15 protein-coding genes are annotated in these 22,325 nt (G+C 33.9%); 9 read left to right on the forward strand and 6 right to left on the reverse strand.

Features of this window, described 5'->3' with window-relative positions; all coding sequences use genetic code 11:
* The first annotated feature begins 42 nt into the window (after positions 1-42).
* The 9 genes from H600_RS0112105 (at position 43) to secDF (ending at position 16,955) form a co-directional block, all read left to right on the forward strand.
* Positions 43-906, forward strand: a complete 864-nt coding sequence (locus tag H600_RS0112105) for a PhzF family phenazine biosynthesis protein (protein WP_026729026.1) — start codon at positions 43-45, stop codon at positions 904-906.
* A gap of 141 nt (positions 907-1,047) precedes the next feature.
* Entirely contained in the window at positions 1,048-2,799 is a 1,752-nt protein-coding gene (locus H600_RS0112110) for a TonB-dependent receptor (RefSeq protein WP_026729027.1), read from the forward strand.
* 168 nt (positions 2,800-2,967) lie between these two features.
* Complete coding sequence (locus H600_RS0112120) at positions 2,968-3,417, forward strand: hypothetical protein (protein WP_026729028.1); 450 nt, start codon at positions 2,968-2,970, stop codon at positions 3,415-3,417.
* Between the two features lie 497 nt (positions 3,418-3,914).
* On the forward strand, positions 3,915-5,591 hold the full coding sequence (asnB, locus tag H600_RS0112125) for an asparagine synthase B (RefSeq protein WP_026729029.1): 1,677 nt from the start codon (positions 3,915-3,917) through the stop codon (positions 5,589-5,591).
* A 315-nt stretch (positions 5,592-5,906) separates the two neighbouring features.
* Positions 5,907-7,514 (forward strand): asparagine synthase B, encoded by a 1,608-nt coding sequence (gene asnB / locus H600_RS0112130; RefSeq protein ID WP_026729030.1) that lies wholly within the window; start codon positions 5,907-5,909, stop codon positions 7,512-7,514.
* Between the two features lie 256 nt (positions 7,515-7,770).
* Complete coding sequence (locus tag H600_RS0112135) at positions 7,771-10,518, forward strand: M16 family metallopeptidase (RefSeq protein WP_026729031.1); 2,748 nt, start codon at positions 7,771-7,773, stop codon at positions 10,516-10,518.
* Positions 10,519-10,766: 248 nt separating this feature from the next.
* Positions 10,767-12,707: a DNA topoisomerase (ATP-hydrolyzing) subunit B gene (gyrB, locus tag H600_RS0112140; protein WP_026729032.1), complete on the forward strand. Its 1,941-nt coding sequence runs from the start codon at positions 10,767-10,769 to the stop codon at positions 12,705-12,707.
* A 112-nt stretch (positions 12,708-12,819) separates the two neighbouring features.
* Entirely contained in the window at positions 12,820-13,755 is a 936-nt protein-coding gene (gene mdh / locus H600_RS0112145; protein WP_026729033.1) for a malate dehydrogenase, read from the forward strand.
* Between the two features lie 227 nt (positions 13,756-13,982).
* A complete protein-coding gene (secDF, locus tag H600_RS0112150; RefSeq protein WP_026729034.1) occupies positions 13,983-16,955 on the forward strand; it encodes a protein translocase subunit SecDF in 2,973 nt (990 codons plus the stop codon).
* A 448-nt stretch (positions 16,956-17,403) separates the two neighbouring features.
* Here secDF and lgt read toward each other — a convergent pair whose 3' ends face one another.
* The 6 genes from lgt to H600_RS0112180 all read right to left on the reverse strand — a co-directional run bounded on the left by lgt (position 17,404) and on the right by H600_RS0112180 (position 22,221).
* Complete coding sequence (gene lgt, locus H600_RS0112155) at positions 17,404-18,336, reverse strand: prolipoprotein diacylglyceryl transferase (protein ID WP_026729035.1); 933 nt, start codon at positions 18,334-18,336, stop codon at positions 17,404-17,406.
* A 66-nt stretch (positions 18,337-18,402) separates the two neighbouring features.
* Entirely contained in the window at positions 18,403-18,642 is a 240-nt protein-coding gene (gene yidD, locus H600_RS0112160; RefSeq protein ID WP_026729036.1) for a membrane protein insertion efficiency factor YidD, read from the reverse strand.
* 21 nt (positions 18,643-18,663) lie between these two features.
* Positions 18,664-20,142, reverse strand: coding sequence for a cysteine--tRNA ligase (gene cysS, locus H600_RS0112165; RefSeq protein ID WP_026729037.1), 1,479 nt, complete (start codon positions 20,140-20,142; stop codon positions 18,664-18,666).
* A 56-nt stretch (positions 20,143-20,198) separates the two neighbouring features.
* Positions 20,199-20,564: a four helix bundle protein gene (locus tag H600_RS0112170; RefSeq protein WP_026729038.1), complete on the reverse strand. Its 366-nt coding sequence runs from the start codon at positions 20,562-20,564 to the stop codon at positions 20,199-20,201.
* A 78-nt stretch (positions 20,565-20,642) separates the two neighbouring features.
* Positions 20,643-21,314, reverse strand: coding sequence for a GTP cyclohydrolase I FolE (gene folE / locus H600_RS0112175; protein ID WP_026729039.1), 672 nt, complete (start codon positions 21,312-21,314; stop codon positions 20,643-20,645).
* A 145-nt stretch (positions 21,315-21,459) separates the two neighbouring features.
* The gene (locus tag H600_RS0112180) at positions 21,460-22,221 is read right to left on the reverse strand and encodes a hypothetical protein (RefSeq protein WP_026729040.1); all 762 of its coding nucleotides are present in this window, start codon (positions 22,219-22,221) and stop codon (positions 21,460-21,462) included.
* Positions 22,222-22,325 lie beyond the last annotated feature (104 nt).

Raw genomic sequence — 22,325 nt, forward strand, 5'->3', positions numbered from 1 at the left:
TTTTCTTTATTCTTTCCTCTATTTTCTAAAAAGAATAAAGAAATGAATTTACCATTTTATATAGTTGATGTTTTTGCCGATAAAAAATATGCTGGGAATCAATTGGCAGTTTTTTTTGACGCAGGAAATTTAAGTTTAGAAGATATGCAACAAATAGCGCGCGAAATTAATTTTGCCGAAAGCACTTTTGTGACCAAACTGGATAAAGAAAACAACAAAGCAGAAATAAGAATATTTACTCCGGCACACGAAATGCAGTTTGCTGGACATCCAATAATTGGAACATCTTGGGTTTTGATGAATAAAGTTTTTGATCATTCGCCTAATGAAATTAAACTGGAAGTTCCAATTGGACCAATCGTAATTCACAAATCAGATGAATCGATTTGGTTAAAAGCGGCACAACCAAAGTTTTGGGATATTTTTTCAAAGGAAGATTTCTCAACTTTTAGCAATCTGACATTAAGCGATTTTGAAAATCAGTTTCCAATTCAGGAAGTGACAACAGGAAGTGCTTTTGTAATGGTTGGATTAAGCAGCAAAAGAGCATTGGAAAATTTGGTTTTGGACAAAGACAAAACGGATAAATGGCTAAGAGATAATTGCAAAACCGATCACAGAGGTTTGTATTTCTACTATTTAGAAGGAGAAAAACTGTTCAGCCGAATGCTTTGTATAGAACATAATCAATTAGTTGAAGATGCTGCTACAGGAAGCGCGAGTACTTGCCTTCAAGCTTTTTTACTAAAATATCATAAACCTGAAATTGAATTGACAAATTATCAGGGAGATTATATTAATCGTCCATCTGAAATTTATTTTAAAGGAAAATTAACTGGAGAACAATTCGATATTAAAATTGGAGGAAAAGCCCAGTTTGTTGCTAAAGGGGAGTGGGAAGCATAATAATTAGAGAATTGAATAATTAGAAAATTAGATAATTGTGAAATGTAAATGTGATATGTTTCAAGTGAAAGTTAGGTTGTTGATCATCTTGCATTTTACAACTTACATCTTACAATAGACATTTTACAAAATAAAAGAAATATGAAATTAAAGTGCCATAATAAAATCATCGTTTTACTGCTGTTGTTTGTTGTCCAGCTTTCGTTTTCGCAGAAGAAAAATGAAAACATCGGAACTGAAACAGTTAATGTAGTAAAACCGTATTCGCCAACAGTATCAGATGCTTTTAAAGTGAAAGAAACTCCTTCGCTTGACGATTCTGGAAATCAGCCCAAAGAAACTATAAAGTACAGTATCTTATCGGTCCCGGTTGCATCGACTTTTACGCCTTCTAAAGGAAATGCACAAGCTGTAGATAAATCAAAAAAAGAACGTTTATTCAATAATTATGCAACCGTTGGAGTTGGAAATTACGGAACTTTAAATGCTGAATTGTTTGTAACGCAAGATTTAGGAAATAATGATTATGTGGCTGGAATGTTGCGCCATCATTCATCGCAAGGCGGAATTAAGGATGTAAACTTAAATGATGAGTTTTATGATACAGCTTTAAATGTAGGTTATGGAGTAATCAATCGCGATATGTCTTGGGGAGTTGATTTAGGATATCAAAATCAGCTTTATAATTGGTATGGTCTTCCCGCTGATTTCGGAATGACGTTGCCTCCAGAAACACAGGAAGATTTGATTAGAGGAATTAATCCAAATCATTCTTATAATACGATTTCACTTGGTGGAAATGCAGAATTTACAGAGGGAATTTTCAGCAAAATTGCAACTCGTTTTACACATTTTTCAGATAGTTTTTCTTCTTCAGAAAACCGTTTTTATTTAAAGCCAACTTTTAAAGTGGATGTAATGAATCAGGCTATAACGACAAATGTTATTGTAGATCACGTGAGCGGTTCGTTTGAACATAATTATGCAAGAGATAATACTGAGCCATTAAAATACAGTTTGACTAATTTTGGAATTGAGCCAAGTTTTGTAATTCATGAAAATGAATGGACTTTAGAATTAGGAGCAGGATTGTTTTATGGATTGGATTCTGAAAACAGTGGAAATAAGTTTTTTATCTATCCAAAAATTAATGCATCATATAAATTAGTTGGCGATTTAATGATTTTTTATACGGGGGCAAACGGAAGCTTAAATCAAAATTCATACGCCGATTTTGTGAGCGAAAACCCATTTTTGTCGCCAACTTTAAACATGAGGCCAACAAGCAATCAATATACTGTTTTTGCTGGGTTAAAAGGAAAATTGGCAAACAATGTGAGCTATAATTTGACAGGATCTTATTTGAATGAAAAAGATAAGGCGTTGTTTAAAAGCCAAGATTATACAGAAGATTTTTCGAACCAAAATTATGCTTTCGGAAATTCTTTTGATGTAGTTTATGATGATGTGAGAACTTTCCGTTTCTACGGAGAATTAAAAGCTGATTTCTCTCAAAATGTTTCTTTTGGAATTAATGGAACATTCAACAGTTACAAAACAGACGGTTTAGAAGCATGGAATTTGCCTTCAATGAAATTAAGTTCAAATCTTGACGTTGCTATTACAAAACAATGGTACGCAGGCCTTAATGTGTTTTATGTTGGAGAACGTAAAGACATGCAAACAAATCTAGATTTAGGTACTATGCCATCTGTGGTGACTTTGAAAAGCTATTTTGATGCTAATGCACATTTAGGATATAAATACAACGAACGTTTGACTTTCTTTTTAAAACTGAATAATATTGGAAATCAAGCTTATGAAAGATGGCTTAATTATCCTGTTCAAGGATTCCAAGTTTTAGTAGGAGGAAATTACAAGTTCGATTTTTAGGAAGATTTTGCCGTAAAGGCACCCAGCCCCAGACTCACTTTAAATCTGGGACTTTTTAGCCATGATTTCATGAGTTTTTTGGAGTAAGCTCGTGTTTTCATGGCTAATTTTTTTTTCAAAAGAAAAAACCTTAGCATCTTTGCAACTTAGAATCTTAGCATCTTAAAAATGACTTTCAAAGAAAAAATATATACCCACTATTCACAAATGGTTCAAGATCGAATTGATGTTTTTAAAGACATGATTTCCGGTTTGACAGAAGATTCTAAAAACGATGCAAAAGGTTCTGCTGGCGACAAGCACGAAACCGCTTTATCGATGATGCATATCGAACAGGAAAAATTGACGAATAAACTAAAAGAAGCGATTTTTCAAAAGGAAATTTTAGATAAAATAGATCCTGCAAAAACGACTGAAAATATTGTTTTGGGAAGTCTGGTAAAAGCAAACGGGATTTATTTATACGTTAGTGTCGCACTTCCAAAAATTGCAATTGATGGAATTAATGTCATTGCGCTTTCTCCACAATCTCCGTTGGGGAATCACTTAATGGGAAATAAAGCTGGCTTTCAGTTTGAAATCAATACGACGCATTATACCATTCAGAGTGTAGAATAAACTGATTTAGATTGTGATGACTTTTGTCAAAGTTTTAAACTTTGACAAAAGTTTGGCTTCCATTCTGCTCAATTTTGTCATTTCGAGGAAAGAGAAATCTTCGCAAGTAACTCCGCACAGAAAATCGTTAGTTCTTATAAAGTTTCTAGTGTGATTTCTCTTTCCTCGAAATACAAACGGTATGTCTATATTATATATCAAATAATTTCTGGACAACTTTTCTTCTTTATGTTGTTAATATTTCAATAATATTGAATTATTGTAAAATTTAATTCAAACATTTTTTTAAAACATTGAATTTTGCTCGTGTTTTCTCTTCAAAATTGAAATTTTCAAGTTCAAGCCATTTTTTAGTGTTAAAATTTTACATTTTATATGTAAAATTTAGTTTATGGTTTAAAATCATAACTGAAATAATTATTTGTGTTTTTCAATTGTAACCATTACCGCATCTTTGCCTTATCAAATTAAAATTTACAAAATAAAAATATAGAATTATGTGCGGAATTGTATGTGCCTTTGATCTAAAACAAAAAGCCGAAACTTTAAGACCTCAAGTATTAGAAATGTCTAAAATCATTCGTCACCGTGGACCAGACTGGAGCGGAATTTACAGTAATGATAAAGCAATTCTTTCTCATGAGCGTTTGGCAATTGTAGATCCAGCTTCAGGAAAACAACCTTTATTTACAGAAGATAAAAAATTGGTTTTGGCTGCAAATGGCGAAATTTACAATCATAGAGATCTTCGCAAGCAATTTGAAGGGAAATATAACTTTCAAACAGAAAGTGACTGCGAAGTTATCCTAGCATTATACAGAGAAAAAGGAGTAAGTTTTGTTGACGAATTAAACGGAATCTTTGGATTTGCGATTTATGATGTTGATAAAGATGAGTATTTTGTTGCTCGTGATCACATGGGAATTATTCCATTATACATTGGTTGGGACCAGCACGGAACGTTTTACGTGGCTTCTGAGTTAAAAGCTTTAGAAGGATATTGTACAAAAATCGAGTTATTTCCTCCAGGACATTATTTGTCAAGTAAGGATGGAGAATTTGTGCAATGGTACAAAAGAGATTGGACAGAGTATGATGCAGTAAAAGATAACGAAACAAGTATTCCTGAAATCAGAAAAGCGCTTGAAGCAGCGGTTCACAGACAATTGATGAGTGACGTTCCTTACGGAGTTTTGCTTTCAGGAGGTTTGGATTCTTCTATTACTTCAGCTGTAGCGAAAAAATTCGCTCAAAAAAGAATTGAGTCTGATGATACTACAGATGCTTGGTATCCGCAATTGCACTCTTTCTCAGTTGGTTTAGAAGGTTCGCCAGATTTAGCGGCTGCAAGAAAAGTGGCAGATCACATTGGAACAATTCACCACGAAATCAAATTTACAATTCAAGAAGGTTTAGATGCAGTTCGTGATGTGATTTACAACCTTGAGACTTATGATGTAACTACTGTAAGAGCTTCAACTCCAATGTGGTTAATGGCGAGAGTTATCAAATCTATGGGAATCAAAATGGTTCTTTCAGGAGAAGGAGCAGATGAGTTGTTTGGAGGATATTTATATTTCCACAAAGCGCCAAATGCTAAAGAATTCCACGAAGAAAACGTTCGTAAATTAGGGAAACTTCATATGTATGACTGTTTGCGTGCAAACAAAAGTTTAGCAGCTTGGGGAATCGAAGGTCGTGTACCATTCTTAGATAAAGAATTTATGGATGTTGCAATGCGCATCAATCCACAAGATAAAATGATAAACAAAGAGCATCCAATGGAAAAATGGGTTGTTCGTAAAGCTTTCGAAGATATGCTTCCAGAAAGTGTTGCTTGGAGACAAAAAGAGCAGTTCTCTGATGGAGTAGGGTACAGCTGGATTGATACTTTGAAAGAAGTAGTAGCAAGAGAAGTTTCGGATGAGCAATTGGCAAACGCTAGATTCAAATTCCCATTGCAGACACCAACTTCAAAAGAAGAGTATTACTATCGTTCAATTTTTACAGAACATTTCCCAAGCGATGCAGCCGCGCTATGTGTACCTCAGGAAGCAAGTGTGGCATGTAGTACAAAAATCGCTTTGGAGTGGGATGAAGCTTTCAAAAACTTAAACGATCCATCAGGAAGAGCGGTTGCAAACGTTCACGATGATGCTTACGTGAAAGCATAAACAAGTTAATTTATTAGATTTAGTATATATTTTTTCGAAAAACGTTCTCAATTCAGAGGACGTTTTTCTTGTCTTAAATTTAAGTTGTGGTCTTTCAGATGGTTACGAGTTGTTTTTGGCAATTATTAGGCTTTCTTTTTTATATTTGGCATTTGCCGAAATAAAGTTAAATGCCTGATATTATAATAAGATTGTAAAGAAAAAACAGAAAATAATATTTAGTTTTGCGACAGATTATAAGGTATAATCGTTTTTGCAGCTAATTGGCTTCATATAGTGAGTTTGAAGAAAATATTAAGTAAAAAAAATTAGAATATGTCTGGATTATTGGCCGTTATTGGCAAAGGAAAAGATCCTAAACTCGTACAAGAGCTTTCAGCGAGAATGTCTCATCGAGGCCCTGATGAGAGTGATGTTCATATCATGGATAACGGAAGCGTGCTTTGCCACGAAAGTTTATCAATTGTTGATTTGCAAACAGGCAAACAGCCTATTCAGGGAACAAATCGTGCATGGGTGATTCACGATGGTGAAATTTATAATTATGAGGAATTAAAAAACACTGTCTTAAAAGATCACACATTCAGAACCAATTCAGATTCGGAGGTCATTGTGCATCTGTATGAAGAATTTGGATATAACTTTTGCAACAAACTTGATGGAGATTTTGCTTTTGTGGTAATCGACGGAGACGATTACATCGCAGGAAGAGATCCTATTGGAGTGAAACCATTATATTATGGATTGGACGAAAGAGGAAGAATTTATTTTTCTTCTGAAATGAAATCTATTGCAGATCAATGCAAATCATTTTCGACTTTTCCTCCAGGACATTATTATACCGCGAAAACTGGTTTTGTAAAATATTATCAGCCAGAGTGCGAAGATCATAAAAAAGCTGTTGAAAGTTTAGATTTAAGCTTAATTCGTGAGAGTTTGATAGAATCTGTTCGCAAACGTCTGCTTAGCAATGTCCCGTTAGGAACTATTTTGTCTGGAGGTTTGGATACTTCTTTGATTTCTTCGATTGCTTCAAAACTTTTGAAAGAAAAAGGAGAAAAATTGCATACATTTTCTATAGGCTTAAATGCGGATGCGCCAGATAATATTGCAGCAAGAAAAGCAGCTTCATTTTTAGGAACAGAACATCATGAAATTCATTTTTCTTTAGAAGAAGGCGTTCAGGTGCTGGAAAAGGTGATTTATTATATTGAGACTTACGATATTATTTCTGTTCGTTCTAGTGTTCCAATGTATTTGCTGTCAAAAGCAATTGCAGATCAGGGAATAAAAGTGTTGCTGTCTGGTGAAGGTGCCGATGAAATTTTTGGTGGACATTTATATTTTAGAAATGCTCCATCAACAGAAGCATTTCAAGATGAGACCATAGAAAGAGTACAAAAGCTTTTTACTGCCGATTTATTGCGTGTGGATAAAACAACAATGGCGAATGGTTTAGAAGCTAGAGTTCCGTTTTTGGATACTTCATTTTTAGATGTTGCAATCCGAATCAAACCGGAAGAAAAACAGCCAAAAACATATGACGGCATCGAAAAATATATTTTAAGAAAAGCATTTGATACTCCAGAAGATCCCTATTTGCCGGCAGAAGTTTTATGGCGACAAAAAGAGCAATTTTCAGATGGAGTTGGATATAAATGGGTTGATGAATTAATCGAATATTGTGCTTCGCAAGTAACAGATGAACAATTGGCTAGTGCAAGTGCAGAGTTCCCGTATAATTCGCCAACAACAAAAGAAGCTTATCTGTACAGATCAATTTTTCATAAATTCTATCCACAAGTAAGTGCTGCACAAACAGTAAGAAAATGGATTCCGAAATGGCAGGATAACCTTGATCCAAGCGGAAGAGCAAATGCGGCACACGTAAAAGCACCAGGTGTAGAGCTTTTGAAATCTTAAATTACAATTTGAAATAAGTTTTAAAAATTTGAGATATAGAACCGAGATAGTATTTTGTTGCTATCTCGGTTTTCTATTTTATGGCAAATTCAGATAAAGATTGAATTTTTATCATGTATATAAATGAAATGTCTCTAAAATTTAGATGTTTTAACTGATTTATTAAAACTAAGTTAATGTTAATCTTTTGTATTTAGGAAAAATACTATATTTGGTTACCAAGAATAATTGAATCCTAAACCATTAAACACAATCTATGAAAAACTTATTACTAAGTGGGGTTTTATGCTGCTCATTACTTTCGTTGAGCCCAGTTTATGCACAAAAAAAAACGGAGGCGCCTAAAGACATACCTAAATTTATTACCAATGTTGAAGGTGTAAAAGAATATTCTTTAAAAAATGGATTAAAAGTCTTATTGATTCCAGATGCTTCTCAAAGCAATATGATAGTCAATATAGTTTACAATGTAGGCTCCAGAAATGAGGGTTATGGTGAAAAAGGAATGGCGCACTTACTGGAGCATATGCTTTTTAAAAGCACAAAAAATTTAGGAGATATTAAAAAAATGCTTTCAGATAAAGGAGGAAATGCCAACGGGACTACTTGGTATGATCGAACAAACTATTTTGAAGTTTTTCCATCAAATGATGAAAATCTAAAATGGAGTATTCAAATGGAAGCAGACAGGATGATTAATGCAACCATTCTGCAAACCGATCTTGATAAGGAATTTTCAGTTGTTAGAAACGAATTTGAAATAGGAGAAAATAGTCCAGACCGAGTTTTACAAGAGAGAATTACGTCGACCGCTTATTTATGGCATAATTACGGAAATAGTACTATTGGAAGTAAAGAAGATATTGAGCGCGTAAAAGCAAACACGCTTAGAGTTTTTTACGAAAGATATTATCAGCCAGATAATGCAACATTGATCGTTGCAGGAAAATTTGACGAGCAAAAAACATTGCAATATATTGGACAGTATTTTGGAGCAATTCCAAGACCTAAAAGAGTTTTGGACAAAACCTATACACTTGAACCTGCTCAGGACGGAGAGAAATTTGTAGAGCTAAAAAGAGCTGGTGAAAGCAAAAACATGGGAGCTTTATACCATACAACTTCTTATGCTGATAAAGATTATGCAGCGCTTGATGCATTAGGCGAAATTTTAACTGCTGACCCATCTGGTTATTTGTACAAATCATTAGTTGAAACGCAAAAAGTTTCGAGTTTGTATTTTTGGCAACCTACAACACGAGACGCGAGTTATATGTATTTTGGATTTGCGGTAGCAAATGATAAAGACATCAAAGCAACTCAGGATATTGTAAGAACTGAATTGGATAAAATCGGTACAACAAAATATACAAATGAGGACGCAAGTAGAGCTAAGGCAAAAATCATCAAACAAATTGAAGCGACGAAAAACAATACGATCTCATTCGCAATCAATTTGACTGAAGTTATTGGTTCTGGTGATTACAGATTGAATTATTTGTATCGTGACGCTATTGAAAAACTAACTAAAGAAGATATTCAACGTGTTGCTGAAAAGTATTTCAGAAGCAATAATAGAACAGTTGGTATTTTTATTCCAACAAAAGACGAGCAAAGATTAAAATCTGTTGAATTTACAGATGATCAAATTGTAGCGCTTACTAAAGATTATAAAGGAAAGGCTTTAGAGAAAGAAGTAGCAGCTTTTGAGGCTTCGATTAAAAATTTAAAACAAAATTTGACTGAAGGGAAATTGAGCAACGGAATGAAGTACGGCGTGATTAAAAAAGAAATCAAAGGCGGAAAAGTTCAGGCTAATTTTACTTTTCCTGTAAGTAATGAAAAAGATCTTGCTGGAAAAGCAGATGTTGGTGGTATTATGGCGCAGCTATTAAAAACCGGTACTGCTACAAGAAGCAAAGAACAAATCCAGGATCGTTTAGACCAGTTAAAATCGAGTGTTTATTTCAATTTTAATCACCAGACTTTATCGGTTTATGTAAATACTTATAAAGAGAATTTTAAAGAGGTTATGGGTATTTTAGAAGACATGCTTCTTAATTCAACTTTTCCACAAAATGAATTGACTAAAACAATTGCAGAATACAACACGTATTTGGAAGCAAATTTAAATGATCCGCAGTCTATTGCTTTTACAGAAATTGCTAGACAAACGACAAAATATCCAAAAGAAAGTATTTTTTATACTTCAACTACACAGGAAGAAATAGATGCTTTCAAAAAAATAAAGCAATCTGAAATTGTAGATTTTTACAAAAATATTTTAGGTGGAAATAACGGCGTTGGAAGCGTAGTTGGAGATTTGGATGCAAAATCAACAGGAGAAATTCTGGAAAGTACTTTTGGCAAATGGAATTCTAAATCAAAATATGAGCGTGCTATTCCGACTTTCTTTGATACGCAAAAATTGGATAAAGATATCATTACACCAGATAAAGAAAATGCAGTTGCAGTTGGAAGAGTAAGCTTTAAAATGGATACAAAAAATGCAGACTATCCAGCATTTGTTATGGCAAATGAAATTTTAGGTAGTGGCGGTTTTTTAAGTGCGAGAATTCCAATGAGATTAAGAGAAAAAGACGGTATTAGCTATGGAGCGGGATCTTTTATTGATGTTCCAATTACAAACGATGTAGCATCATGGAGTTATTATGCTTTTTTAAATCCAACAAAAAAAGGAGCTGTTGAAGCGGCGGCAAAAGAAGAAATTGCAAAAGCATTGAAAGACGGATTTACGACGGAGGAATTAAAATCGAACTTGGTAAGCTGGCAAAATGAAAGAAAAACTAGACTTGGAAGTGATAATACTTTGATGAGTTTGGTCAATACTTATTTGCAATACGGAATTCCGCTTGAAGATTATGATGATCTTGAAAGCAAAGTAAAAGTGCTTAAAGTGGAAGACGTTAATAATGTTTTGAAAAAATACTTAAGCTTAGATAAAATGACTTCAATTTACGCTGGAGATTTTAATAAAAAATAAAAATAGTAAAGCTTAAAAATTTAAAATCCAAATTCCAATTTAAAACTTGGGATTTGGATTTTTTTATTATAAAGTCTGGAATTTGGAATTTTAATAATTGGAATTTAATTTTTTGGACTGATTTTTTGATTTTTCAAACAATAGTGTTAATAACTTAAGCGCTTTAAATGGGATTTTAACGGATATATAATTTGCGTTTTTATATATTTGCGTGTTAGACAGTAAATACATTTTTTAGAATAAATTATATGAGCGAAGAAATCAAGAAGAACAATTATTCAGCAGATAGTATTCAGGCATTAGAGGGAATGGAGCACGTAAGAATGCGTCCGTCAATGTACATTGGAGATGTGGGTGTTCGAGGGCTACATCATTTGGTTTATGAAGTTGTTGATAACTCTATTGATGAGGCGATGGGCGGACATTGTGATACAATTAGTGTTGCAATCAATGAAGACGGTTCAGTAACAGTTGAAGATAACGGTCGTGGTATTCCAGTTGATTTACATAAAAAAGAAGGAGTTTCGGCACTTGAAGTTGTAATGACTAAAATTGGTGCTGGAGGTAAATTCGATAAAGATTCTTATAAAGTTTCTGGAGGTCTTCACGGAGTTGGGGTTTCGGTTGTAAATGCACTTTCAGTTCATATGAAATCTACTGTTTTTAGAGAAGGAAAAATCTACGAACAAGAATATGAAAGAGGAAAGGCTTTATATCCTGTAAAGCAAATTGGAGAAACAGAGAAAAGGGGAACACGCCAGACTTTCTTTCCTGATGATACTATTTTTCAGCAGACTACAGAGTTTTCATACGATACGCTTTCAGCTCGTATGCGTGAGCTTTCCTTTTTGAATAAAGGAATCACGATTACATTTACAGATAAAAGAGAGGTTGATGAAAAAGGTGAATTCAAAAGTGAAGTTTTCCATTCTGATGAAGGATTAAAAGAATACATCCGTTATTTAGATGGAAACCGTGAGCCTATTATTTCTCACGTAATCAGTATGGATCACGAAAAAGGTGAAATTCCAGTTGAAGTAGCTTTGATCTACAATACAAGTTATACAGAAAATATTTTCTCTTACGTAAATAATATCAATACGCACGAAGGAGGTACGCACTTGCAAGGTTTTAGAAGTGGTTTGACAAGAACGCTTAAAAAATATGCGGATGCTTCTGGAATGTTGGATAAATTGAAGTTTGAAATTTCTGGAGATGATTTCCGTGAAGGTTTGACTGCAATTATTTCGGTAAAAGTTGCTGAGCCTCAATTTGAAGGACAAACCAAAACAAAACTTGGAAACAGAGAGGTGGTTTCTCCGGTTTCACAGGCAGTTGGAGAAATGCTTGAAAATTATTTGGAAGAAAATCCTAATGATGCTAAAGTAATTATCCAAAAAGTAATCTTGGCGGCTCAAGCACGTCACGCAGCGAAAAAAGCACGTGAAATGGTGCAGCGTAAAACCGTTATGGGGGGCGGTGGATTGCCAGGGAAATTATCAGATTGTTCTGAGCAAGATCCTGCAAGATGCGAGGTTTACCTTGTCGAGGGAGATTCGGCTGGTGGAACAGCAAAGCAAGGGCGTGATCGAAACTTCCAAGCAATTTTGCCTTTACGTGGTAAAATCTTGAACGTTGAGAAAGCGATGCATCATAAAGTATTCGAAAATGAAGAGATTCGAAATATCTTTACAGCTCTGGGGGTAACAGTTGGAACTGCAGAAGATAGTAAAGCGTTAAATCTAGAAAAACTTAGATATCATAAGGTAATCATCATGTGTGATGCCGACGTCGATGGTAGTCACATTTCTACCTTAATATTAACATTCTTCTTCCGTTTCATGAAAGAATTAATTGAGGAAGGTCACGTTTACATTGCGGCACCGCCTTTGTACTTGGTTAAAAAAGGAAACAAAAAAGAATATGCGTGGAATGATGTTCAGCGTGATCAAGCTAACGAAAGAATGGGAGGAAGTGCTAATATTCAACGTTATAAGGGTCTTGGAGAGATGAATGCGGAGCAATTGTGGGAAACTACAATGGATCCAAATTTTAGAACATTGCGCCAAGTAAATATCGATAGTCTGGCAGAAGCTGATCAGGTTTTCTCTATGTTAATGGGCGACGAGGTACCGCCACGTCGAGAGTTTATTGAGAAAAATGCAGTTTATGCAAATATTGACGCATAAAATAAAAAATTAATAATTTCAATTCGTTTAATTGTTTAAATTTACTAGACAATTAAACGAATTGTCTTTTTAAGGAATAGACAAATAATTAATAACCGATAAAGTAAAAAATATGAAAGTTACCATTGTAGGAGCAGGAAATGTTGGAGCTACGTGTGCTGATGTTATTTCTTATAGAGGAATTGCAAGCGAAGTAGTATTGTTGGATATTAAAGAAGGTTTTGCCGAAGGTAAAGCGTTGGATATTATGCAATGTGCTACAAATACAGGTTTTAATACCAAGGTTTCGGGCGTTACCAACGATTATTCTAAAACTGCTGGAAGTGATGTAGTAGTTATTACATCAGGAATTCCAAGAAAACCAGGAATGACAAGAGAGGAATTAATAGGCATTAATGCCGGAATTGTGAAAACAGTAGCCGAAAATGTGCTTAAATACTCACCTAATACTATAATTGTTGTTGTTTCGAACCCAATGGATACAATGACGTATTTGGCTTTAAAAGCTACAGGCCTGCCAAAAAATAGAATAATTGGTATGGGAGGAGCATTAGATAGCTCTCGTTTTAGAACGTATCTTTCTCTAGCGCTGGATAAACCAGCAAATGATATTTCGGCAATGGTAATTGGAGGGCACGGTGATACAACTATGATTCCGTTAACACGCTTGGCATCTTATAACGGAATTCCGGTTTCGCAATTTCTTTCAGAAGAAGTGCTTCAAAAAGTTGCGGCTGATACTATGGTTGGAGGAGCAACGCTAACAGGTTTGTTGGGTACATCAGCATGGTATGCTCCTGGAGCATCTGTAGCTTATTTAGTAGACAGTATTTTGAACGATCAGAAAAAAATGATAGCGTGCTCTGTTTTTGTAGAAGGCGAGTATGGGCAAAATGATATTTGCATTGGCGTGCCATGTATAATTGGCAAAAATGGAGTCGAAGAAATTGTTGATATTGATTTAAACGATCAAGAAAAAGCATTATTTTCGAAAAGTGCCGATGCGGTTCGTAGCATGAATGATGCCTTAAAGACTATATTAGTATAATAAAAACGATAAAAAAAAGAAAAGGCTGCACTTTTGCAGTCTTTTTTTTGAGATTTAATTAATAAATTAATTGGTTAATATTTTCGTTAATTATATATTTGCTCGGTTTAAAAAAAAATTGGTAATTCGTGATCTCGTATTTTTGTTTTAAAAAATCATGTCAGGGCTTATTTTATCAGGATTTAAAACAAAAACAAATAATAAAACTTAATTAATTTTTAGTAATAATGCAGAATAAAGGACTTATTAAATTTTTCGCAATTCTATTTGCATTGGTAAGTATTTACCAACTTTCTTTCACTTTTGTGGCAAATAATGTCAAAGGTGAGGCTAAAGCTTTTGCAGGAGATAACCCTGATAAAGAGCTAAAATATTTAGATTCTATTGGTAAAGAGAAAGTATTTGATCTTGGTTTTACTGATTTTACTTATAATGAAGTAAAAAACAAGCAGCTAAATAAAGGTCTTGACTTAGAAGGAGGAATCAACGTAATTCTTCAAATTTCTATTAAAGATGTTTTAAAAGGTTTAGCAAATAATTCTAAAAATCCAGTATTTAATAAATCATTAGCTGATGCGACTGCAAATTTAGAAGGAAATAAAACCTATTTAAATAAGTTTTTTGAAGCTTTTGAAGCAAATTCAAATGGAACTGTGAAGTTAGCTTCGCCGGATATTTTTGCAAACAGAAGTTTACAAGGTGAAGGCGGAATTGATTTTCAAATGACTGATGCGCAAGCTCAAAAAGTGATCAAAAGAAAAGTTGATGAGTCTGTAGAAAGTGCTTATAAAGTATTAAGAGAGCGTATCGACAAATTTGGTGTAACACAACCAAATATCCAAAAATTAGGAGAAACAGGAAGAATTTTAGTTGAGCTTCCAGGTGCTAAGGATGTTGATAGAATCAAAAAATTATTGGGTGGAAAAGCTCAATTAGAGTTTTGGGAAACTTTTAAAATTGAAGAAATTGGAAATTTCTTAGTAGCTTCTAATGAGGCTTTGAAGAAAACTGAAATCAAAAAAACAGAAACAAAAGCTGTTGCTAAAGATTCATTGAATGCTTTATTGACTGATGCCAAGGATTCTGTTGACACTAAAAAAGGTAACAATCCATTATTTGACAAAATGATTGGTCAAGGTGGTGGACCAGTTTTAGGATATTTTGCTCCTAAGGATACTGCTGCTGTAAATGGATATTTCAAAAGAGCAGATATCAGAATTTTATTAGGTGGTGACCAGCATAATGCAAAATTTGTTTGGAGTAAGCCAACTACTTTAAAAGATGTTAAAGGTAAAGATGTTGAAGCAGTTGAACTATATGCTTTAAAAGGTAACAGAGACAATGTTCCAGCAATGAGCGGTGGAGTTGTAACTGATGCAAAAGATACTTTTGACCAATTAGGAAAACCAGCTGTTTCTATGCAAATGAACAGCCAAGGTGCGAAAGTTTGGGAAGAATTGACAGGAAGAGCGTTTTCTCAAAAAGGATACATTGCTATTGTTTTAGATGATATTGTTTATTCTGCTCCTGGAGTTACAAGTGGACCAATCGCTGGAGGAAGATCTGAAATTACTGGTTCTTTTGATGTTGCTGAAACTAAAGATTTAGCAAACGTATTAAACGCAGGTAAATTACCGGCTTCTGCAGATATTATCCAGTCAACTGTTGTTGGGCCATCTTTAGGTCAAGCAGCTATTGATGCTGGTACAATTTCTTCTGTATTAGGGTTCTTGTTAGTTTGTGTTTGGATGGTATTCTATTATGGTAAAGCCGGTTGGTATGCAAACCTTGCTTTATTATTGAACTTACTATTCTTATTCGGAATTATGGCAAGTTTTGGTTTTGTATTAACATTGCCAGGTATTGCAGGTATCGTATTAACATTAGGTACAGCGGTAGATGCGAACATCATTATATATGAAAGAGCGAAAGAAGAATTGCGTGAAGGTAAATCATTATCTGAAGCTGTTATTGCTTCTTACGGATGGCACGGTGCAATGCGTTCTATCATCGATGCAAACGTGACTCACGTTTTAACTGGAGCAATCTTGTTTATTTTCGGAACAGGACCAATCAAAGGTTTTGCATTGACATTATTAATTGGTATCGTAACTTCATTGTTTACATCTATCTTTATTGCTAGAATTTTTATCGACAGAAACATTGCTGGAAAAGCTGATTTGACTTTCTGTACAAATATTACTAAAAACTGGTTTACTAATTTCCACTTTGATTTTATCAAAATCAAAAAATTCACATACATTTTCTCTTCTATTGTAACAGTAGTAAGTTTAGTGTCTATCTTCTTTGTAAACGGATTAGATGAAGGTGTGGATTTTGTTGGAGGAAGAACTTTCCAAGTTAAATTCGAAAAACCAGTTGATGCGACAGTTATTTCAGATGAATTATCTGCTGCTTTCGGAACTCCGGTTGAGGCTAAAGTTTTAGGTGATGATGATCAATTGAAAATCACAACTAAATACAAAATTAAAGAAGATGGTGTTGCTATCGATGAGGAAGTAAACCAAAAATTATATCAAGCTTTACAGAAATATTACCCAAATACTACATACGATAAATTCATCAACTCTTTTGATGGTAAAAAAGTTGGAGTATTGCAAGCTTCTAAAGTTGGAGCTTCTATTTCTGAAGATATCAAAACTAACTCTTACTGGGCAGTTCTTGGTGCAATGGCTGTTATTTTCTTATACTTAATGGTTTCTTTCCGTAAATGGCAATATTCATTAGGTGCAATTGCTGCTGTTGCGCATGACGTAATCTTTGTATTAGGAATCTACTCTTTATGCTATAAATTCATGCCTTTCCATATGGAAATGGATCAACACTTTATTGCTGCGATTCTTACTGTAATTGGTTACTCTATGAACGATACTGTAATTGTATTCGACAGAGTTAGAGAGTTTATCATCGGAAACCGTAAAGGATCTTTTGAAGATATTGTAAACGCTTCTATTAATACTACATTATCAAGAACGTTGAATACTTCATTAATGATGATCATTGTATTGTTGACAATGTTTATTTTTGGTGGAGAGTCAATTAGAGGATTTATCTTCGCGATGTTGATTGGTATTATCGTGGGTACTTATTCTTCATTATTTATCGCTACGCCGGTATTGGTTGATACGATTTCTAGTGATGAAAAACACACAATTGAAGACAAACACAATAAGGCTTAATTAAAACCTTAAATATTATATGAAGAGATCCAGTGAAAGCTGGATCTTTTTTTTGTGCTAATGTTGTTTGAGGCTTTTGTTTTTAAGTGAGAGGATATTTAAGAATTTAGATTCGAATGAGATATAAAAAAAGTTTTTTCTCCGCTAAATATTCAGTTTAAATATTGGTTATGTTTAATATGACTTAGCTGAAAACTTTTGAAAACAAAAACTTCTAGCATAGCCCCGATGGAAGCGGTATCCTTTTTCCTGCTCCTTTAGCAGGAAAAAGATATAGCGGACAGCGGGACAATACTTCTTTTGAAAAATAAATTTCTGCTTCTTATAATTCGGTTAGTTGAAGAAATTGATAAAGAATTGAGAAATGATATGATTTTTTAATGGGAATCCTTAAAGCAAAAAAAAGCCCAATATTTAAAATATTGGGCTTTTTGTAATTATTGATTTTTTATGATGTTGCTAAAGGATTTCTTTGTGCTCTAATGATAAAGAAAAGACCAATTATAATAAAAGGTATGCTTAGCCATTGTCCGGTTGAGAAATAGCCTAATTCGCTTTCAAAACCACCTTGGCTCTCTTTTACAAATTCAACTATAAAGCGTACAACAAACAAAAGGACTAAGAATAACCCAAAAAGGTAGCCTGATTTAAGTCTTGCGTTTGTTTTCCAATATAAGAAGTATAAAATTGCAAATACAAAGATGTAGCAAAATGCTTCGTAAAGTTGTGTTGGATGTTTTGCAGGAACTTTTGCTAAAATATCTGCAAATTGTGGGTTGTGGGCAATTGCGTTGTAAGCTTCTTTTGGGTCAGCAATTCCTGTGCTTTGAACTGCTTCGTTTTTGCTGATTGAATCGTGTAAAAAACGAATTCCGAAAGCAGATTTTGTTTCATGTCCGATAATTTCAGAGTTGAAAAAGTTTCCTAAACGAACAAAAATAGCACCGCTTGCGACTGGAATGACAACACGGTCTAAAATCCATAATAACGGGCGTTTTAGAATCATTTTGCTATAAAAATACATTGCTACGATTATTGAAATCGCTGCGCCATGACTTGCTAATCCTTGGTATCCTGTAAACTCGAATTTTGGTTCAAATCTGAAAGGAAGAATGATTTCAAGCAAGTGGTTCCTGAAATATTCCCAATCATAAAAGAAAACATGACCTAAACGTGCGCCGGCTAAAGTTGCTAATACGGTCCAAACAAATAAAGAATCTAATTTGTCAAGTGACTCATTTTCGCGCTCGAAAATCTTTTTCATCAGGTACCATCCTAAGCCAAAAGCGATTACGAACATTAAACTGTAATAACGAATCATAAAAAATCCTAAATTGATTCCTTCCGAAGGATTCCAAACCATGTTTAAGGCGTGTGTCATGTAATATTGTGTTTTTTATTAATTGTAAAAATAAATATTTAAAGCAGAGTTCGTCTTTATAAAAAGTTAATGTTTGTGTGAACATTTCTTTTCCGGGACTGGGTCGTAGCCTGTTCTTCCCCAGGGATGACAGCTCAAAATACGTTTCATTCCGAGATATCCTCCATAAAACAATCCATGTTTTTGAAGTGCTTCAATCATGTAGCTTGAACAGGTTGGCTCAAATCGGCAAGACGCTGGAGTGAACGGCGAAATGGCGTTTTGATAAAAGCGCACTAATAAAACAAATGGAGTGATAGCTTTCATGGTTTTTATGAAATGACTTTTTTAGATCGAAAAGCTAGTGCCTTCTTTTCCGTCTTTCAATTGAATTCCCAATGCAATTAATTGATCGCGGATTTGGTCAGAAAGTGCAAAGTTTTTGTCTGCTCTCGCTTGATTTCTCATTGTGATAAGCATATTTACAACACCTTCTAACTTATCGTTATTACTGTCAGAGCCTTTTTCGTCGCTTAATCCTAAAACATCAAAAACAAATGCATTGATGGCTGTTGTGAATGTTTGTAGGTCTTCGGCAGAAATGGTTTCTTTTCCGTCTTTTAATAAATTGATATAACGAACGCCTTCGAATAATTGAGCAATTAAAATTGGTGTGTTAAAGTCGTCGTTCATGGCATCGTAACACAATTGTTTCCAGGTTCCAAAATCAATAGAACTTGATTTGCTTGCGCCAATAGTTGGCAAGGCATCAATAGCTTCCATTAATCTTTTGTATCCTTTTTCAGCAGCAGTAATAGCATCGTCAGAAAAATCTAAAATGCTTCTGTAGTGTGCCTGCAACATAAAAAAACGAGTTACTGAAGCTGAAAAAGCTTTACTTAGAATGGTGTTGTCTCCGCTTAAAATTTCTCCTGGTAAAATGTTGTTTCCAGTAGATTTTGCCATTTTCTTTCCATTCAAGGTAAGCATGTTAGCGTGCATCCAGTAATTTACCGGCGATTGTCCTGTGCAAGCTTCATTTTGTGCAATTTCGCATTCGTGGTGCGGGAATTTTAAATCCATTCCGCCACCGTGAATATCAAAATGATTTCCTAGGTATTTTGTGCTCATTGCAGTACATTCAAGATGCCAGCCAGGAAAACCGTCGCTCCATGGCGAAGGCCATCTCATGATATGCTCTGGTTCTGCTTTTTTCCAAAGTGCAAAATCTTGAGGATTTCTCTTGTCAGACTGTCCATCAAGATCACGGGTATTGGCAAGCATATCTTCGATATTTCGCCCACTTAAAATACCATAATTATTAGTTTCATTATATTTTACAACATCAAAATAAACCGATCCGTTGGCAACATAGCCAATTCCTTTATCAATAATTTTTTTGATGATTTCGATTTGTTCAATAATATGGCCAGTCGCTGTTGGCTCGATGCTTGGTGGCAAAAAGTTGAAAGCTTTTAAAATGTCATGAAAATCAACAGTATAGCGCTGTACAACTTCCATTGGCTCTAATTGCTCCAAGCGTGCTTTTTTGGCAATTTTATCCTCACCTTCATCAACATCATCCACAATGTGTCCTACGTCAGTGATATTTCGAACGTAACGAACTTTATAATCCAAATGAAGAAAATACCTGAAGATTACGTCAAAAGACATAAAAGTTCTTACGTTTCCTAAGTGAACATTACTATATACGGTAGGTCCACAAACATACATTCCAACATTTCCTTCATGGATTGGTTTGAAATCTTCTTTTTCACCCGAAAGTGAATTGTATATTTTAAGCGGTTGCGTTGTATATAATGGCATATTAAGTTTATTGTTTAATCGTTTAACTGTTGATTTGTTTAATCGTGTGAAACGCTTTATTCTTTTGAAAGATAATATTTTTTTAGATTATTAATCTGATTACAGATTTTTTCAAGTTTTTCACGACAATGAGCATATTCTTGTTCAGAAATATATTTTAAATCTTTTGAAAGGATTAAATGATTTAATGTTTCCATTGCTGATGAATATGACATCGTTAAAAAATGAGCCTTATCTTTATTTGAGTTTCTTGATGTTCCCTCGGCGATGTTTGTTGCAATTGAGGAAGAACTTCTTTTTATTTGAGAAGTCATTCCGAACAATTCGTTAGAAGGAAATGAAGTAGTTAATTTATAAATTTCTAAAATAAGCATTCTTGCATTTTGCCAAACTTCTAATTTTTCAAACGAGAAAACATACATGTTTTTTGTGGTTTAATCGTTTAACCGTTTATTTGTTTTCGATTAAACGATTCAACAAATAAACGATTAACCAAATATTTAGAATTGAGTTTCTAGTTTAATATAATCAAGAAATTCTCTTTTCGTTTGAGCGTCTTTGAATTTTCCACCGAATTCAGAAGTTACAGTACTGCTTTCGATATCTTTAATTCCGCGTGAGTTTACGCAAAGGTGTTTTGCATCGATAACACAAGCCACATCTTCTGTTCCTAAAGCTTTTTGAAGTTCTTGAACAATCTGCATTGTCAAACGCTCTTGAACTTGAGGTCTTTTAGCATAATATTCAACAATACGGTTCATTTTTGATAAGCCAATTACTCTTCCACTTGAGATGTAAGCTACGTGAGCACGCCCAATAATTGGTAGCAAATGGTGTTCGCAAGTAGAATAAACTGTGATGTTTTTCTCTACGAGCATTTCTCCATATTTGTAATTATTGTCAAAAGTTGAGGCTTTAGGTTGTTTTGAAGGATTTAAACCACCAAAAATCTCCTTTACAAACATTTTAGCAACTCGGTTTGGAGTTCCTTTGATGCTGTCATCTGTCAAATCCATTCCAAGAGTCTGCAGAATGTTTTCAACATCTTTTTTAATTTTTTCTATTTTTTCGTCATCAGTTAAGTCAAATGCATCTGCTCTTAAAGGGTTTTTTGCATTACTGCTGAAATGACTGTCACCTATTTCGTCTAAAAAATCGTCGTTGTTTATCATTAAAAACTACTATTATAATGGGTATATCTTTTTAAGGCGGTAAAGATAATTAATAAAAAGCAAACCTTTTCTATCGTTATTACTATTTAATTAGTCCTTTTTTAGATATGGTTTAAATTGCAGATGCTCGATTCGAGTTTTTATATTAATTAAAAAAAGTGGAGTAGGTCTTTATGAAATCAATTGAAAAATCGGCAAAAGCAAATTTATGCGAATCTGTGTTCTCTCCCGGAAGGAATTTTTTTGCAGATTGATATTTTGATATTTCGCTTTCAGGTTTTGTAAAGCCATAATTGTATGCCGTTGCGTAAAATCGAATTTTTTCATCAGTACTTTTAAAATCAATATTTTGATATTTGTATTCAGCAACAAACCAAAATACTTTTAGATATCGCAATTGCCATTGAAATTTTTCCAGACGGTTTATTCTTTCTTTTCGAATTTCAGTTTCATTTTCATTTTCCTTTTGAATAACAATCCAACGATAAGGCTTCAAGCTTTCAGTGTTGGCAACGTAATTTTCGAGATTTTCTAAGAATGAAGGTTTCATCTGAAAGTAACCCGTTGAAAAATCAGATGCTTCTTTTCCTTTATTTGCATATAAAATTCTGTTCGAAGAGGTTTCAAGATAGTCAGAATAAGAGTCGTATCTTAAGATTTCTGGAAAAGCAATAGAAAGAATTTGCGCTTTTTCGGTGTTATGGAGTTCGATGTCTATAATTTTCTTTTGCTTTTTTAATAATGAAAAAGCATGGTTGATTTCTTTTCGATAATATTGCACGCCTTCCTTTTGAAGATTGCGAAAATCTTCGTTTTTAATAGCATTTTTTGTCTCCGGGCTAGAGACATTAGGAGCAAATGATGCTAAAAGTAGAATGAAAAATGATATTACTATTAACTTATTCATGTTAAAAGCTTTTAAATCAATAGCTAAATTACTAACAACTGTATAATATTGCGATCATTTTTGAGGTTATTTTCAGAAAACTAAACATAAAAAAAAATCTGTTT

This window comes from Flavobacterium denitrificans DSM 15936, from assembly GCF_000425445.1.
In the GTDB taxonomy this organism is placed as follows: domain Bacteria; phylum Bacteroidota; class Bacteroidia; order Flavobacteriales; family Flavobacteriaceae; genus Flavobacterium; species Flavobacterium denitrificans.